We start from the raw sequence: 14,681 nt of genomic DNA on the forward strand, positions 1-14,681 counted from the left end.
AACCCTGCTGAAAGGGAAGGTCAACACAAATTGATTGAAAAGGGAGGAAAGGGTTTATGAGGAAGCTTGCGTATATTGTTTTCATGGCAATGATGATCGCGCTGCTTGCATCTGGTTGCTTCAAGATGGCACCCACAGCTCAGCTTGAAACTGAAGAAGCGATCTTCATTCTTAAGAATGGATCAATTGAAGTGAAGGCTGCAAAAGAGCTCTCAGGGCTTGAAGTGTTTCTGAAGGCCAGAGTCGAAGAGAGTGAAGTCAGCGCAAAAGGAACATGTGCCATCGTGAAACAGTTTGAAGATGGTACATATATTGCCACGGCGATTGGTGGAAAGTTCAAATCAGGCGAAACGGTAATGACCATCAGGGGAGGCTTCACAGATCTAAAGAAGCTTTCTATAGAAACGATGGGAGTGGAGCTTGAGGAAGAATACGGACCGCAGTCACAGGTTCCTAAAGATGGAGTCTATGTACAGGATACATGGGTTTCGTCTAACGTATCAGGAAACAAACTAGCAATCGGTGCGAAGAACCTTAACATCGTAGACTACTCTGATACTCCGATTAACGGATTCAGCTTTGTCGTGAAATATGACCCAGCAGACATAGAGATTACTGGGGTCACAAACAGAGTCTCGGGAGCAAGTATAAGTGAGATTGATTACAGTTCCACTGGTGTAATCAACGTGTATGCTGGTTATCCTGATAAAAGCGGTGTTTTTATTGTGGCTCCAACAGAGCTTTTGGAAATCACATTCAATTCTAAAGACGTAAAAACAGTTTCTCAGGTAACTCTCGAAAACGTTCAGGTCACAGTCTTCGATTCCAATTCAGAATGGAATCCCGTTTACATTTCGGCTGTTGGTACAGGTGGCTTTATTACTATAGGAGATCCCAAACTCCTGGGTGATTTCAATCTTGACGGCATAGTGGGAACGGCAGATCTTGGGGAGTTCGCAACATATTACAGGGAAACCTACACAGTTATTACAGATCTGCTAGCCTATTACGACATTGGCCCTGCTAAGAAGGCCTACGGCGGAGCTTGGGAAGATATCTACACAGAAGCGAAGCCTGATCTTGATGTGGATCTACTTGATCTAGTTATCATGGCACAGAACTGGGCAGTACCAAAACCGACAGACTTCAACTATGTCAAGACTCTCGATGAGCTTAACGCTGCTATTGCCAGTGATAGTTTTACTTCGATAGTTTTCGGCTCTGACATTTCGGGAACCCCCAATGTTGTAGGAAGGTTGGTTGACATCAACCTCAACGGCTACACACTGACAGGTGATTTGAACTTCGATATGAATGAGTCAGGCACGATAAACCTCTATGCAGGCGAAATTGAAGGCGATCTCACAGTCAACGCGCCGAATGCAACGTTCAACAACTATGCAGATGTAACTGGTGAGGTAACTATCAATGGCGTTTCAGCAGGAACGTGGAATGAATACTTCTGCGAGAACAATCTTGTCTGGAACGCTGAAAATTCTACATTGTACGTTTATTGCGGAGCAGAAGGAATTACGTTCAATGCAAGCGCCTCAAGGGTCGTTTTTGACGGTCCTGCAATAGTCACGGGTGGGCATTTCATCGAGTATGCTATCATTGCTCCCGGAACGAATGTCACATTTGACACTCCTCCACAACACGTCGAAATTCTAGACGGCACCATATGGAACTCAAGAACCGGATCATTCTATTCCACTATCCAGGCAGCAATTGATGAGGCAGATTCAGGCGATACGATCTTCGTGGGAGCCGGGACATATGCTGAACAACTGGTGATAGAGAAACCGCTGACTTTAGAAGGTCCAAACGCCGGAACTCATGGCTTCAGTGATAATAGAGTTCCAGAAGCCAAATTGGTATTCCCGGATGATCCTGTCTATTTTGACAGTCCTCTCGAAGATGTGATAACAGAATGGAGGGTATTGGTAGAAATAGGGTCTGAAAATGTCACTGTTGATGGATTCAGTTTTAGCAATGAAGGATTGTTCAGTGAAATCAAGTATATGGGAGGAGTTTTCTCATATAAGGGTAGTCTAAAAGTCACTAACAATTCCTTCGAGGGATTCACGACTGCAATTAAAACGGATATCCCAATAGACACCGTATACATTGAAAACGTGGAAATCAGCTACAATTATGTTCACGATAACGTCAGATGGACAAACTCGAGTATATACATCCAGGGAGCCGGAGCGGATGTGTTTGAAAATGTTACGAAAAATGTTGGAAATTCGATTCAAATTCAGCCATACTCCAATTCTGGAACTGGATCGGTGCACGATAATGAATTCGAATCATGGTTATTAGGTATCTGGCACAATTACGCCATGAAAGGTTCAGGCACATGGACTATCACTAACAACAAGCTAACTGCTGCCTCTTACCCAACAGTGGTGGAACCTAAAAATTGGCGTGGAATAGAAGTTCAAACATTCGGATCTTCAAAATCAGGAGATGCTCCGAGAGTCGAATTCAGGGATAATACCATTGACGCTGCCAAAATCATTGATGAATACAGATTCGATACTGTTATTGGTATTAGAATGTCTTCGCCTGTTTCTGATGATGCGGTAGCTGTGTTCGAAAACAACGCTTTCATTAATGTAAGAACAGGAGCCCTCAGATTGGATGGCACTCTGAATCTCGGAACGGTCCTATCTAGCAATACCTTCCCCGAAGGATTTGCTGTAAATGAAGTGGGAGACATGATCGGCAAGTTCAAAGTTACGAACACCACAAAGAAAAAGGGTTACGACACTATCCAGGCGGCAATTAATGCGGCTGATGCAGGAGATGTGATTGAGGTTTCCGAAGGTGCTCACACGATCGATTCCCAGATAAACATCAACAAGGCCATAACCCTCCGGGGTGTCGTCACAAACGAAGAGTGGAAAACGAAGCTCCAGGTTAGTGGTTCCGGTTATCGCCTTAGCGTTTCTGCAAGTGCAACGATCGAGAACTTTGAGATTGAGAAGACCGATAAGACAGGGGTTCAAAACATAATCGGTATTTTTGCTTCTGAGGTGTCAATAAAGTCAAACAAGATTTATGGACGCTATGAGTTAGGTGACGGTGAAGTAAGTCGTGCCATGGAAATCTCAGGAGGCCTTACAGATGTCCTTATCGAAAACAATGAGATCTATTCGCTAAGGCAACCCGCATATATCAATCCGAATACTACTGGAAGCATTAAAGACAATCATGTGTACCTTACACGAGGATGGGTAATTGACGGAGCACTGATGACTTTCAATGGAAATACCTGGGGAACTGGCGATGATGCCAATGCCACCGATATTGCACTTCTCATAGAGACTACTCTAGGTGAGCCTTATGATGACCTTGAGGCATTGAAGAGCGCCAATAACAACGCCAGTATCGAAGACCAGAGAGTTAATCCTGACAGTATTTACGTAAATGCTAGTTCGGCTAAGAGCGAGGGTAGTCCTACTTATCCGTTCAAGACGATAGCTGAAGGGCTGAATGCCGTCAACGAAAATGGAACTATTTACGTTGCTGAAGGAACCTACAATGAGAATGTGATAATCAACAAGCAAGGTATCAAGCTAATCGGCGAAGGTTACGAAGATCCTTCCTGCACCAAAATCAATGGAGCAATTGCAGTAACTGAAGCTAATGTAGAGATCTCCGGATTCATGATATCTGGCGGCGGGGTGGCCTACAGCAACGCAAAGGCCGGTATATACATAGTAGGCGGTACTACGGGACATAAGATTAACGGCAACAAATTGGTCGGAAGCGGAAACGATCCAGCAGACGGTCCTGGTATTCTCTTTGGCTATAACGCAAGCAATGTAGAAATCAGTTCAAACGTCATTATTAGCTGGTATCAAGGTATGTATATCAACCCTTCCAGTAATATTGTCATAGAAGAAAATACTCTTGAATCAAACTATGTGGGTATCGGTTCCGATGGCCTAAATGACGTGTCTATTGTTCGAAACCAGTTCAAAAACAACGAAGTTGAAGATTGGGGCTCGAGTAATGTTGGTGTAGATGTCAGTGCACAATACAACACATTTATCCATGGAGAAGGCAGCAACTGCATGGCAGTGGCCCACTATTCAGGGAACATGATCAATGCTACATGCAACTGGTGGGGTTCAATCGATCCTGTGGTCATCGCTGGTAAAGTGAGGGGTCTGGTAAACTGGTCGCCATTCTGGACTACTGCTGTAGGACCTTGCGGTGGATATGCTCCTGTTAGAAACATCACCACTGGTCTTCCTTACACGACAATCCAGGCTGCCTTTGATGATCTCTACGCTCTCGATAAGCCTGCTGAACCTACACCCTACACGATTGAGGTGAAAGAGGGAACGTACGATGAGCAACTGCTCATAACACAGCAAGAGAACAAGAATATCGTGCTTCGGGCAGTAGATGGAGACGAAGTTGTTCTTAGGAGAACTGTGATAATCAATGGTAAAGGCAGGCACGATGGTGAAGAATCTTTGACAATCAGTGGGTTTGAATTCACTTATGATGATGAAGGCTTTGAAGGCGGTAAAGATTTCATAGTAACAACAGACCCAAGCGCAGTGACAAACGGATACGCTCACAACGTCACTATAGAAAACTGCTCCTTTTCTGGTAATCCTGCTGATCTGAGTTTCGTTGCGATAAGGAACCCTAAAGCGGGTTATGACTTCATAATAAGTGATTGCCAGGGATATTATTTGCACAGTCTAGTGCAATTTGCGAGTGCAGTTACAGGCGCCAAGATTGATAATTGTACACTTGTTGATTGCAAGAGCGGGCTTAATCTAAATGCCTCCACCAATGTTCAGGTTAATAAACTTTGGTTTGAAGGTCCTGGCTACGGGATTCGAGCCGGTCAGTCAACCGGGACCCCAGCCGATACTACTCTGAATATTGCCAATAGTGTACTGATTGGTACTTCTGTATGCACAGTAGATCAGCTGGGAGATCCTGATACTGCTCTAGTTCTTCGTGGTGACGCTCCGAAAAACGTAACGATTTCGCAGTCAGTAATCATGAACACCAATTCGGAAAGCTACGCAATCGCTAACGTAAATAGTCTTAATGCTGGGAGTTATTCTCTAACAATCTCAGGAAACTACTGGGGAGAGACTGACTACAGTTCTGGTCTCCTTGGCGAGCTAGGTAGTGCGCAAGTTACTTGTGAAAATTACTATAAAACTGCAACTTATACAACAGTTCCGCCCGTTCTAAGTAACTTGGTCAATATACCTTGAGCTACTTGAAGATATCGCGGACATAACTAAAACAGTCTGCGAATAGAAGAGCAATCGACCTTGCGAATACTTCTTGCAGTCACTTCACAAGGTCGATTTTTGATTATTTGAGATTCCAGACAAATGAATTTACCTTAGAAAAAACTGTCTTCTGCTGAAACATGATCCAAACCAAAACCGGATCAAAACAACAGGATTCAGTAGGGACGAAATTTTCAGTTATCATGCAACTCTGTGTTGAAGCGTTTCAGATGGATCTTCTGAGTAAATATATTCATCTATAGTGTAGACTTCTGTACGAGCTCATTAGTCTTGTTATTACGGAATCTCATGAGACGATCTATGCTCGTTACGTTCGAGGTATAGATCTCTGGTTGTAGGCTGTTTGACGAAAGTTGTTCATCCGAGGATTGGATGATTGAAAAAACCGGAGGTCTGGGACCCCCGGTTTGAATACATCAGGACCTAATTGGCAACTGCCTGAGGGACGTTCTCTGCGATCTCTATGAGATCTACTTCGAAGAGTCGGTCTGCGATGTATTTTATTCCCTTGATTCCGAGCTCGTCTATGAGAGAGGCCGCTTCCTGATTGGATGTGAAGGTAATTCTCCCGGCCGATTCGAAAGGAGCAATAGACCAGTTATACGATGGTGTGGGAGTGATCGTGCCCTGTTCAATTATGTAGTCGATGATCACGCTTCGATTCTCGACCGTCGATGAAAGGACAATATCCGCGTCGATGAGATGATAACCGCCGCCACCTGCGCGGTAGTTATTGGTCACGACGAGGAACTCCATATCATCTTCGACCTCTTCACCCTCATAGGTGAGATTCACAATTCTCTGACCTACCGGGTTTCGGACATCTATCTGATAGTCTATTCCTTCGATTACATCGAAGTTATACGATGAGAAACGAGCCAGGAGGTTCTGATCCTCAGTACTGTTTGGATCAATTTGGTTGAAATTCTCGGCGCACTTTTCCAGCCAACCCTTGAGTTCGATTCCGTTCACTTTCACAACGTGCAGTGTGTTCGAGTAGATGTAGATGTCTGCTGCATTCATTATTTTGACGTCTCCAGCTTCGACACTGGTGTTGGTTCTGAATGGCGCTGCGGCTGAAAGCAGTGGCATCCCTTCAAATTCAGTTCCCTTGAAATACTCACTTGCATACCAGAGCTGGGCTTCGTTGACGAGCTGAGTGACTTCGTTATCGATTACTCTGCTGAAGTATCCCTTGATCGGTACGGTTGTCGCTCCAACCGGGGCCATTACATAATCAATGGTTGCTTCGTGCTGTTCTTTGACTGCTTCCACTATCTCCGGAGCAGCTTCGACTTCTTCATCGACATGCCAGAGCTGTGGGCATGAAGAGAATATCTCCCACTCTCCATCACGGTTCAGAAGATGGAAATGTATCAGACCTAAGGAGCTTCCCCAGCTTCCTGCCATTGTCACCGGGACTGCATCTATTGTGTCGGCAATTCTCCCGTGGCTGTGACCCATGATGATGGCGTCTATTCCTTCAACGTTTTCGAGCATTGCTTCAGCGTCTGAACTTCCCTGGTGAAGGGATACTATCACTAGATCGACGCCCTCTTCGCGTAGTTTAGGGACATACTTGGCAGCGGCGTCCACTATAGGTTCAGCATAGACTTTTCCTTCAAGGAGGACTCTGTCCCACATCATAATTTCCGGAGGAAGAAAGGCTATAACACCAATCTTGATTGGAATTCCGTCGACTTCTCTTTCCAGTATCACATAGGGGTCATACCTGAGCTCTTGCGTCTCTTCGTTGTAAAGATTTGCCGAGATCATTGGGAAGTCAGCAGAAGCGATGGAGAGATCCAGATACTCGAGGCCGAAATTGAATTCGTGATTTCCAATTCCAACTACGTCATAGTCCATTATATTCATTGCTTTGATTATCGAGGGAGTATCTCCCAATTTGATTGGATCTATTCGCGCTTCACGCTCTGCGAGAACGCTTCCTTGAATAGCATCTCCCGTGTCGATCAAAATAGTGTTATTGTACAGCTCCCTTGCCATCTTGATGAGAGTGAAAGTTTTGGCAGCGCCGTAATCACTCACTTCTTCTACAGTCAGGTAATCGTAAGGCATAACATAGCCGTGAAGGTCCGTAGTTCCCATAATCACGAGTTCATGAATCGAGGTCTTTCCGAAAACCATTGCGGGGATCAGCGTAGCGAGAATCAGGACGATGACAACTGCAGGAATTCTTTTTTTCCAGTTCAATAGCTCCACCTCCAATTAGGTTGGCCAGCACTGTTGTCTGCCGGATGAATGATTGCCCCCTGACCGTGAGAATGCCTTACCGAAGATAATCGAGGATTTCAAAGAATGTTTCGAAACAGTATTATCTTACAATAATCAGATGGACTCATTGAGAAAGAAAAGGCACATCTCAGTAACTCGAAGTAGGCTGTCTAATTAAGCGAGAAACGGAAGAGCCGGGTCTGGCAAGAGCAGGATTGATTCTGGGAAGAACATCCCAGGAAGTGATGCTATAAAACACTAGACGCAAGGTGCCGTGGAACGTCGGCGGTCGCAATGCCGGCAAAGATCATGCCGGGACGCAATGCACTGAGGAGCATCAGTGGACGCAAGGCTGCCTTCGGCAGGAGGCATTATCAGGTCCACCGTCAACGGTTCTCCGTCCTCCGAGATTAAGAGTGATTCTACTGTAGAACACAAGACGCAATGTGCCGTGGAACGTCGGCGGTCTCAGGGCTGCAAAAAAACATGCCAGTCTGCTGCGCTGGCCAGTTCCGCTTCGCGGGCTAGGAGCCGCTGAACGCTTAAGAACGAAACCCCGCTGGTCGCTGTAAAAACCGAGAAAGAGCACGTCGGAGACGTTCGCTTCGCTCACGAGAAGATGAGAGCGAAAATAGGGACTGACAATTCTCCTCATGTCCCATTTTTCGCGTAAAAGGCAGAGATTCCAACCAGGACCTTTTTCGGGCGAACGGCCGTTCGCCCCTACAAGAGAACTGCACAGTCATCTTAAATTGTCATCGCGTAGCGCCTGCCCTGAAAAGATTCTGTTCAGGGAAACTGCACGGGATCTCGCATCTAGAAGCTGCTTTAAGCTGTGAAAGGCAGTTGCAAATTGCCAGCTCCATTTTGAAAGCCAAAAACCAGAAGAGAGTTTCCGATGAGTGCTGTTTTTCATGACTGGTTGGAGTCCAAACGCTCTTGAATCATCACCTTGCCCAAGAACGAAGAACAGATCTTCGCTCTGGAACCAAGAACGGGTTTTCTTCGGAGAACGGAGAACCGTTCAACGGTCAACCAGTTTCTTTTGCTCTTACGAACCAGCAACCCCCGACCTCCGACCCCGGCCTTTTTTACGAAGCCCAGATCCTTAACAGGAGCATTTCAGATGACAAAATAAGTTCGTTCTGATCAGATAACTTTAATTCTGCATCACTTCTTCTGTTGTTGCCCCCAACCCGCTAACCCCGACCCCGATCGTTCTCAAAGCCCAGATCCCGTATAGGAGCATTACGGGATGACGGCCTAAGTTAATCAGAAAGCATCACATTCTGTCATTCTGACAATGCTCCTAGTCAGAATCTCGATCTTCTCGTACGGGAAACTGTGGGGGACAGACAGTTCGTCGGAGAACCAAGAACAGGTTTTTTATTCGGAAAACGGAGAACCGCTCAACGGTCAACGAGTTTCTTTTGCTCTTACGAACCCGCAACCTGCTAACCCCGACCCCGATCGTTCTCAAAGCCCAGATCCCGCATAGAATCACTACGGGATGACGGCCTTAGGTTAATCAGAAAGCATCACACTCTGTCATTCTGACAATGCTCCTAGTCAGAATCTCGATCTTCTCGTACGGGAAACTGTGGAGGACAGACAGTTCGTCGGAGAACGGAGAACCGCTCAACGGTCAACCAGTTCCTTTGCTCTTCCAACCTCTGACCCTGACCCCTAACCTCGGTTACGTTACATCCCGGTAGCTATCCCCAGAGATCAGTGTGGTAGTTTTCTTTCTTAAGTCTAAATTTGATCTGAAAGTCGACAACTTCCTGCCACATCAGTGCACTTGTTGTCGATATGAAGCTTACCATTTCATTCGCAATCCCGAAGACCGGTTCAATGCTTTTCTCAATACTAGAGTTCTTTATTAGGTCGTAATCTAGCCTGTAGTCTCCGATAATCGCGTGATCTTCATACATAGTCGCAACAACTTTTTTCTCATTATATATGACCTCATCCTTTATGGGAAAGGACAGCCCCATGCTTCCCGGCATGATTTTGTCATGTATTTGAATGACTTCATTCACAGTTGGCTTTGTCCAGCTTTTCCCACAGGAAGAGCAGGAAAAGCCGCTTCTGAATCCTTTGATTGAGGATATGGCTCCGCAGCTAGGACAGCGCCATATCAGCTTTTCGATGTGCTTGTAGTTCCGGTAAGGGAGTTTGAATGTGGGATCCTCCTTGCCCAGAAAATCCATAACCTTTTCTTCGAGCTGAGGATCATCGGCTTCAACGGGATTTCCGAATTCAATAGTGGAAGTACCGATAGAGAATATCTTCGACCATCTTGGCCAAAGTCTCTGAACTCCGAAGAACTTGACTGGAATTATGGGAATCTTCAACATTCTGAACAGCTTCCAGATCTCTCTTTTTGTATGAAGAGGCCTGCCGTCCCACGATCTTGCTGCCTCCGGTGCAATTCCGAGAGGAACTCCCTGCTTAATTGTCGCGAGCATCTGCCTGATCGCCGAAGTATCTACGGCATATCTTCTGACCGGGATTACGCTCAACCAACCCAGTAATCCTAATCTGTCAACATAAATGGCTGTGCCCACGAATCTTATATATCGCCACGTGGAATAAAAGATCAGTGGACCATCAAAGTGGGTTTGATGCGCCAGAGCAATTACGAATGGACGCCTCTGCCTAAGCACTTTCGAGTTCTTTACTTTCGAAGGCAGAACAAAGAGGATAACGAGCTTTACAACGAAGGAAGCGACGATAAACTGCCACGGGACTGATCTGGACTTGTCAAAGGAAATTCGCCTTCTCGGATCAGGAAACATGAATGGTATCTCTTCTTTATACTCTTTGTAGCCATCGATGTTTTTTATTGCGAGCCTTTCCTGGAGAAGAGAATGCAGCACAACTGCTGCGCCGATAGCCACAACGTAAAGCAGTCTCCAGTAATCTCCACAGAGAATGCCGAGGCCAAAGATAAAGGCTATGAATCCTGCACTGAATGGATGGCGGACAAATCTGTACGGCCCGCTCTGAACAGTTGTTTCGGGACCGAAGAAAAAGGTCGGAAGTCTTCCCGACCAGTAATACAAGACCAAAGCGGAGTAGATCGACAGAAAAAGAGATCCGGCAATTATTACGGAGCCGAAAATCCTCATACCCAATGCCGCCGAAAACGGAGCGCCTGCGTAAAGCAGAACTGGAATTAAAATCCATGTTATCGCCAGTTCAACGATCGAAAAGACTAGTTTCATCTCAATCCCCCCACTTTGAACACTGATCCTCCATTTGTGCAGTTATCGGCACCGATTGACAGCCCTAAGACCTTGCAGATCTTGCTCGCAATGGATAGGCCTAACCCATGTCCTTGACCGCCTCTAGAGGAATCGCTTCTGTAAAATCGGTCAAATATCTTGTCTATTTCGTCCTTCTCGATACCCTTTCCATAGTCCCTAACACTTAGCACGCCATTTGACCAAACGATCTCAATAGGTCCACCTTTTCCGAATTTAAGAGCGTTTTCGACAAGAACCTTGAGAACGATCTTCAGTAGAACTCTATCTGAACTGATGTCAGTATCCGCCACATCAATTCTGAAGTCATTTGACTCCGCAGAATTTATGCTGCCAACCAGCTCGTCCACCAATTCTCTGATGTTGAAAGTAGTGGTGTTCAGCTCAATACTTGGTTGTGAGAGGAATAGAAGGGATTCAGTGATTGTCATCATTTTGTCTGCAGTGTCTGAAATGCTATCGGCAGCCTCCTTTACGACCTCGGGATCGCTAGAGCCCCAGCGCTTGATCAGTCTTGAGAATCCGAGTATCGCAGTGAGCGGAGACCGAATTTCATGTGCAATATCTGAAGAGAACTGTTCCTGCCTGCTGTATCCATCTTCTATCCTGTCCAGAGCCTTATTGAGAGATTCTTTCAGTTCAGCAAGCTCGCTAGTTTTCGGCTCAGTCTCGACTCGCCTGGAAAGATCATCCATAGTAATTTCTTTGAGCAAACGCGAAGTGTCTTTTATTGGCCTGGAAACCCTGTCTCCAAGAAAGAAACCGCCAACTACCGATAGTGCGACTCCTACAAGAAGCGAGAGAAGGAGTGTGGTAGCCAGACTCTCAAGAAAGAAATCAAGATCGTCCATCCTTGCTCCCAGGACGACTTTCTCAGTTCCGTTCCAGAAACCGTAAAGAAGGTAGGAACTCCCCTCTATTCTTGTTCTCACGTAGCCTTCTACATCGGGAACCGAGACAAGTTCTGAGGGATTCTGAACTACCGTTTCATCGATTTTTACGTAGAACTCCGTGGACCCCCTCCCTATCGACATTCTGCCCATGCCATAACCAAATCCCTTTCCCATAGGGGAATCCATGAATATATTTCTCATCTCTGAAGAGTAATTTCTGATGAAGACGTTCTCAGAAACAGCATACACGAAGAGAGCCGATGCACAGAGGATGAACACTACAAGCACCACCGAATAGATGGCTACCTGTGTTGAAGTTGAGAGTTTCCGTCTAGCGGACAACGTAGCCCGATCCCCTGACGGTCTTGATTCTTTCACCGGTCTTTCCAAGTTTCTTTCGCAGGTAGTTGATGTAAACTTCTACAACGTTAGGGTTGCCCCAGTCCTCACTGCCCCAAACCTTTTCCAGTAATCTCTCTTTCGACATTACAATGCCTGCATTAGAAAGTAAAGCGGCCAGAAGGTCGAATTCGGTTCGACTTAGTTGAAGAGGTTCTCCGCTGACGGAGGCCTCACGAGACTGAAGGTCGAGCATGAGTTCGTGGTAGCTGATTCTCTCCACTTTCCCCTTTCTCCTTAGGACAGCTTCTATTCTTGCCAAAAGCTCTTCAATAACAAAGGGTTTTGGCAGATAATCATCAGCACCGCTCTTCAATCCGCGTACCCGGTCCTTCACTTCGCCTCTTGCAGTTAGCATTATTACAGGCAGGTCTGTCGAAATATATTCTCTGATTTCCTCAAGCACGGCGAAACCATCGATTCCCGGCAGCATGACATCAAGAATCAAGAGATCCGGAAGTTCATTTTCCAAATACTTCAAAGCTTCATTTCCGTTGCTCAAGACTTCTATTTCATATCCCTCGTGACCCAACTCCATTCGGAGAAGTTTCGCAATGTGTATATCGTCCTCAACAGCCAAAATCCTCCCAATCAATTCTTCACACTCCTATCTCTCATGATAAAGGAAGAGGTTCCTCCAAATATCATTCCTGCCGTCATAAACAAAAGACCGAGCACTTCCATTTTACCTGGAATCTCTTTCAGCAATATCATTGCGAAGAACAGTGCAAAGGCCGGCTCGCCGACATAGATCAGTGAGGCACCAACGGAACCGAGAAATCTCTGGTACTTCAATTGTACTGTAACAGCGAAAATCGTGGCAAAAACTGCCGAGAATAATGCAACGAAGATTATTGATCCATTAACGAAGACTTCGCCCTTGACAAATGGGATCAGCATTGAATTGACAAGAACGACAACCACAAACTGAGGCACGAGAAGCTCCATTTCCTTCACTTCTTCTCTTTCGGTGAAATATGAAATAAGGACAACATGTAGAGCAAAAGATATTGCACAGAAGGTTGTAAGCAAGTCGCCGAAATTGAATCCAGCCTCGGGTGTTGTCAAGAAGTAAAGTCCCACAAGGGAGATACCAAGAGCAAGAATTTGATATTTGCTAGGGACGCGCCTCTCGACAATAGGGCCGATAATTGCAACGAGTCCCACGTACAGTGCGGTAATGAAAGCACTCTTCGATGCAGTAGTGTAAACCAGTCCCCAAGTTTGAAATACATAACCTCCGGAAAGGAAAAGCCCTAGAATAAGACCCTGGTAGAGGCTCTTATTTGTGAGTTTCAGACCTAGCTTCTTCCTCAGAGGAACCAGGACAATCAAGGCAATCGAAAACCGAAGAGTATTATAGAATACTGGAGAAAGACCTTCCAGTATGTTTTTCTGTACCGGAAAGGTCATTCCCCAGAAAATTACTACCAGTAATAAATTGACATATGCCTTCGACTTCTGCTTCATCTAAGAGATACGTTCCCCTCTCGGGACACTCTTAGTTGGAAACGCCAAGAACTATTGCAATGACAATTCCTGCGACCAGAACACCGATTATCGAGAAGAGAATTATGTTGTCCGTTTGCTTCTCCTCTTCGGTCTTTTCGGTGAGCCTTAGATCGACTGAAGTCGCCATGTCTCTGTTGACATAGACGTTTTGCTTTGCGTCGTGGTAGCCCCATTTTGAGACAGTCACAGTATGGCTTCCGACCTTTTCAAAGTCTCTGTAGGGTGTATCGCCAGCATATTGTCCATCGACATAAACCTGGCCGTTGGGAATCGATGTTACTTCTAGATAACCGTAAATGTAGTTAGGCAACAGAGAGAACTGGAAATCGCTCGAACCAGGTTGTACGTTAATGGTCGAAGGACCGTAAACAAGATTTCTGTCTGTGTATAAATAGACTGTGTGAGTCCCGGTTTCCAGAGTCGTTGTTACCGGCGACTTTCCCATGAAGATTCCATCGACGTATACGTTAGCATCGTTTCTGTCTGCCCTGATTGTTGTCCTTACAGTAAAAGGCACATAGCTATTATAGAAGTATGTGTAACCCATTCCCCAGCTCGTGGTGAACACGGGATCAATTACAACAGAAAGGTTGTTTATGTTCTGGCTTAAGTAAGGGAAAGGGTATCTGTCAAACAAGGAGAACACGTTTCCAAGAAAGTTCAGCGGAGAAGAAGAAGCGACAACCACGATTGTTTCTCTTCCTCTTTGAGACTGGATCTGCAGATTGTACTTTGTCGTTGCCTTATCGGTCGGCAAAGTATAGGTCCTTCCTCCCTGAACGTAATTGTCCTGGTCGTAGACATTGGGGAAGAGCACTTGAATCTGCCCTGACGGATCGATGTCTAGAACGGCTACATACGCGCTTCTGTCGACAGAGAAAGATAGTCCCAGAGATTCACCGCCATAGTAAGTTGATCCCATCCCTTTGTTCAAACTCACGTTCACGTTGATACTTGCTCCCGGTCTGCTCATGAACATCAGTCCCTGAGGATCGTACGAAACCGAGGTGGCAAATACGGAGACACTTAGAATTACGATTGCAAGAAGCAAAACTCTTTTCACGCTAATCCCT

General features: G+C 45.7%; 8 protein-coding genes. 1 reads left to right on the forward strand and 7 read right to left on the reverse strand.

What is annotated here, in order from left to right; genetic code table 11:
* Positions 1 to 56 precede the first annotated feature (56 nt).
* Positions 57 to 5,258 carry a NosD domain-containing protein gene (locus tag Y697_RS14265; RefSeq protein ID WP_121552459.1) on the forward strand — a complete coding sequence of 1,734 codons (5,202 nt, stop codon included), beginning with the start codon at positions 57 to 59 and terminating at the stop codon, positions 5,256 to 5,258.
* A 465-nt stretch (positions 5,259 to 5,723) separates the two neighbouring features.
* Here the strand turns inward: Y697_RS14265 and Y697_RS14270 are convergent, their stop codons facing one another.
* The 7 genes from Y697_RS14270 to Y697_RS14295 form a co-directional block, all read right to left on the reverse strand.
* The gene (locus tag Y697_RS14270) at positions 5,724 to 7,514 is read right to left on the reverse strand and encodes a bifunctional 2',3'-cyclic-nucleotide 2'-phosphodiesterase/3'-nucleotidase (protein WP_121552460.1); all 1,791 of its coding nucleotides are present in this window, start codon (positions 7,512 to 7,514) and stop codon (positions 5,724 to 5,726) included.
* Positions 7,515 to 7,872: 358 nt separating this feature from the next.
* Positions 7,873 to 8,148, reverse strand: a complete 276-nt coding sequence (locus tag Y697_RS14785) for a hypothetical protein (protein WP_183083833.1) — start codon at positions 8,146 to 8,148, stop codon at positions 7,873 to 7,875.
* Positions 8,149 to 9,250: 1,102 nt separating this feature from the next.
* Positions 9,251 to 10,765: a 1-acyl-sn-glycerol-3-phosphate acyltransferase gene (locus tag Y697_RS14275; RefSeq protein ID WP_121552461.1), complete on the reverse strand. Its 1,515-nt coding sequence runs from the start codon at positions 10,763 to 10,765 to the stop codon at positions 9,251 to 9,253.
* Positions 10,762 to 11,988 carry a HAMP domain-containing sensor histidine kinase gene (locus Y697_RS14280; RefSeq protein WP_259462599.1) on the reverse strand — a complete coding sequence of 409 codons (1,227 nt, stop codon included), beginning with the start codon at positions 11,986 to 11,988 and terminating at the stop codon, positions 10,762 to 10,764. The genes Y697_RS14275 and Y697_RS14280 overlap by 4 nt, the downstream gene beginning before the upstream one ends.
* Positions 11,989 to 12,028: 40 nt before the next feature.
* The gene (locus Y697_RS14285) at positions 12,029 to 12,691 is read right to left on the reverse strand and encodes a response regulator transcription factor (RefSeq protein ID WP_121552463.1); all 663 of its coding nucleotides are present in this window, start codon (positions 12,689 to 12,691) and stop codon (positions 12,029 to 12,031) included.
* On the reverse strand, positions 12,688 to 13,566 hold the full coding sequence (locus Y697_RS14290; RefSeq protein ID WP_121552464.1) for a DMT family transporter: 879 nt from the start codon (positions 13,564 to 13,566) through the stop codon (positions 12,688 to 12,690). The genes Y697_RS14285 and Y697_RS14290 overlap by 4 nt, the downstream gene beginning before the upstream one ends.
* Before the next feature lie 31 nt (positions 13,567 to 13,597).
* On the reverse strand, positions 13,598 to 14,671 hold the full coding sequence (locus Y697_RS14295) for a DUF4384 domain-containing protein (RefSeq protein ID WP_121552465.1): 1,074 nt from the start codon (positions 14,669 to 14,671) through the stop codon (positions 13,598 to 13,600).
* Positions 14,672 to 14,681: the final 10 nt, after the last annotated feature.

Source organism: Mesotoga sp. BH458_6_3_2_1 (assembly GCF_003664995.1).
Classification (GTDB): domain Bacteria; phylum Thermotogota; class Thermotogae; order Petrotogales; family Kosmotogaceae; genus Mesotoga.